Origin of the sequence: Allobosea sp. CER48 (assembly GCF_044752385.1) — a bacterium.
GTDB lineage: Bacteria > Pseudomonadota > Alphaproteobacteria > Rhizobiales > Beijerinckiaceae > Allobosea.
This window is the reverse complement of the sequence record NZ_JBIWYK010000427.1, coordinates 1-2,613: the sequence shown is the minus strand read 5'-3', so window position 1 is coordinate 2,613 and position 2,613 is coordinate 1. Positions and strand designations below refer to the sequence as shown.

3 protein-coding genes are annotated in these 2,613 nt (G+C 65.7%); 1 reads left to right on the top strand and 2 read right to left on the bottom strand.

What is annotated here, in order from left to right; all coding sequences use genetic code 11:
• Positions 1-52: 52 nt before the first annotated feature.
• The gene (locus tag ACIPIA_RS13870) at positions 53-511 is read left to right on the top strand and encodes a Fur family transcriptional regulator (RefSeq protein ID WP_400510390.1); all 459 of its coding nucleotides are present in this window, start codon (positions 53-55) and stop codon (positions 509-511) included.
• Positions 512-543: 32 nt separating this feature from the next.
• Here ACIPIA_RS13870 and ACIPIA_RS13865 read toward each other — a convergent pair whose 3' ends face one another.
• Both ACIPIA_RS13865 and ACIPIA_RS13860 read right to left on the bottom strand, forming a co-directional pair.
• On the bottom strand, positions 544-816 hold the full coding sequence (locus tag ACIPIA_RS13865) for a GNAT family N-acetyltransferase (protein ID WP_400510389.1): 273 nt from the start codon (positions 814-816) through the stop codon (positions 544-546).
• A 17-nt stretch (positions 817-833) separates the two neighbouring features.
• Complete coding sequence (locus tag ACIPIA_RS13860) at positions 834-2,453, bottom strand: OpgD/OpgG family glucan biosynthesis protein (protein WP_400510387.1); 1,620 nt, start codon at positions 2,451-2,453, stop codon at positions 834-836.
• Positions 2,454-2,613: the final 160 nt, after the last annotated feature.

Below are 2,613 nucleotides of genomic sequence, written 5' to 3'. Positions count from 1 at the left end.
ATTATCAGATAGGTGAATTTGCAAAATCGCGCGTTCGCGCTATCTCCGTTGCATGATCGAGGTGGACCGGCGCATTGCCGTTTTCGAAAGCCAGTTGAAAGGGGCCGGGTTGCGCATGACGCAGCAGCGGCGCCTGATCCTGCGCGTGCTGGCCGAAGCTGACGACCACCCCGATGCGAAGGGCATCTTCACCCGCGCCTTCGCGCTCGACCATACGCTGTCGCTCTCGACGGTGTACCGCACGATGAAGGTGCTGGAGTCGCAGGGCGCGATCGAGCGCCATGCCTTCGAGGACGGCGTCTCGCGCTACGAGCACGCCGATCAGGAGCACCACGACCACCTGATCGACATCGATTCAGGCGAGGTGATCGAATTCTCTTCGGACGCGATCGAGGAGCTGCAGCGGCGCATCGCCGCCGAGCTGGGCTATGAGCTCGTCCGGCACCGGCTGGAGCTCTATGGTCGCAAGAAGCAGCCGGTCAGGAAGCCGCCCACCCGGAAGCGCAGCTAACCGGGCACTTCTGCTATCGCGCAGGCCGGCGATCAGCCGTCGATGATGTCGTCATAGTCGCGGTGCCTCGCGACCCAGCCTTTGAGGAAGTCGCAACGGACCACGGCCTTGCGCCCGCTCGCCCGGATCAGTTCGAAGACGCCCTTGGCCAACCGCGAGCCGACGCCCTGCCCGGCGAACTGCTCCGGCACCTCCGTGTGAACCAGCACAACGCGATCGCCGTCGCGGCGGTAGGCGACGAGCGCGGTGCCGCCGTCCAATGACAGCTCGAACCGGTTCTGTTCGGCGTTCTCGACGACATCCATCAGATGGCCCCTCCTGATCAGCCCTGGGCTTCCGAACGCCAGGGATAGCTCCAGGTTTCGGTGAGCGTCTTGCCGCCGCTCCGGAGGAAGGCGCGCATCTCGGCGAGCTGGCCGGGCTCGACCATGACGTCGATGAAGGCGCGGAAGCCCTTGGTCTTTGGATTCGGGACGATGAACGCCCGGTCGATGCGGCCATAAGCGATCGAGGGCACGATCTCGACCTTTTCCGGCTGCTTGATGTGGTAGTCGAGGTCGCCGCCGGCGAAATCGACGATGAAGCGCCGAGCGCCGTCCGTCACCGGTTCGCCCGAGCCGAGCGCCTTCGGCTTGGCCTGGTAGGTGTTGATCACCCGCCCACCGGGATGGAGGTCTCCGGAATCGAGCATGGCGGTGAGCTTGTAGCCGAAGGAGAATTCACGGCCGGGTTCGAGCGGCGTCTTCGGCGCCCAGAGCGCGACGATGTTGTCGTTGGTCTCGTCGGTGGTCGGCATCTCGATCAGCTCGACGATGCCTTCGCCCCAGTCGCCCTGCGGCTCGATCCAGTAGGATGGGCGGCGCTCGTAGGCGAGGTCGAGATCCTGGTAATGTTCGAAGACGCGGTCCCGCTGCATCAGGCCGAAGCCGCGGACATTGCGCTCGACGAAGGATGAGACGGCCTGCTGCCTGGGATTGCGCAGCGGACGCCAGATCCACTCGCCGCTTCCGGAGTGAATCATCAGGCCGTCGGAATCGTGCAACTCGCTGCGGAAATCGTCGAAGAAGCGTCGGTCGTTCTCGCCGGTGAAGAACATCGAGGTCAGCGGCGCGAGTCCGAGCTTCTCGACGGGCTTGCGCGGGTAGAGAGACGCCGCGACATCGACCACGGTGTCGAGATCGGGGTAGACGGTGAAGCGGTAGGCGCCGGTTACCGACGGCGAATCGAGCAGGGCGTGGATGACGATCCGCTCAGCGTCGGCCGCGGGTGCCTCAACCCAGAATTCGCGGAAGACCGGGAACTCCTCGCTGTTGGTGCCCGCGCCGATCGAGAGCCCGCGCGCCGAGAGCCCGTAGCGCTGCTCGCGGCCGAGCACGCGGAAGTAGCTCGCGCCGATGAACGAGATCAGCTCGTCGAAGGCGCGGGGATCGTTGAGGGGGTAGTGCAGGCGGAAGCCGGCGAAGCCGAGATTGACCGGCAGTGGCTTCTCGAACTTGACCTTGCCGTAATCGAAGAGGTTTGCGGCATAAGGCACGGGTGTCGCCACGCCGTCGCGCACGATGTTCACCGTGATCGGCCGGGTGAACAGGAACCCCGGATGGAACATCTGCATGCGGAAGGGCGAACCGTTCTGCGCCAGCAGTGCCCGTTCCGGACGGAAGCGGATGTCGCGCCAGGAATCGTAGTCGAGCTTCGCCAGCGCCTCCGGCAGGCTCGCGCTCGGTTCATAGGCGACGGCCGCGATCTCGCGGGCGCGCCGCTGTACGTCCTCGAAGCTGAAGCGCGGCTGCGGTGCGGCGCTCTGCGGAGGCGGTGTCTGCGGCTGACCTTGGGCCGGCGTCTGGGGCCGCGGCTGCTGCGCCAGAAGGACCGAGGGCGCTGCCGACAGGCAGAGCGCGGCTGAGAGTCCGCCCAGAACCCGGCGGCGATCTGTCGTGGTCATGCGTGGTCCGTGTTCCCCGTCGCGTCGGCTTCGCGAAAATAGGCGTCAGCCGAGACTTAAGGCCATCAAATAGGGCCGGTCTAGGGCATCCGCCATTGACAGGAGATGAAGATATCGCAACCTTCGCGGCCGGCCGGATGCGGCCAGCCGCTCGCGCCTC

Excerpts from the sequence above, each read along its gene's own strand:
- ACIPIA_RS13860 (WP_400510387.1), bottom strand. The coding sequence starts at position 2,453 with ATGACCACGACAGATCGCCGCCGGGTTCTGGGCGGACTCTCAGCCGCG.
- ACIPIA_RS13870 (WP_400510390.1), top strand. The coding sequence starts at position 53 with ATGATCGAGGTGGACCGGCGCATTGCCGTTTTCGAAAGCCAGTTGAAA.
- ACIPIA_RS13865 (WP_400510389.1), bottom strand. The coding sequence starts at position 816 with ATGGATGTCGTCGAGAACGCCGAACAGAACCGGTTCGAGCTGTCATTG.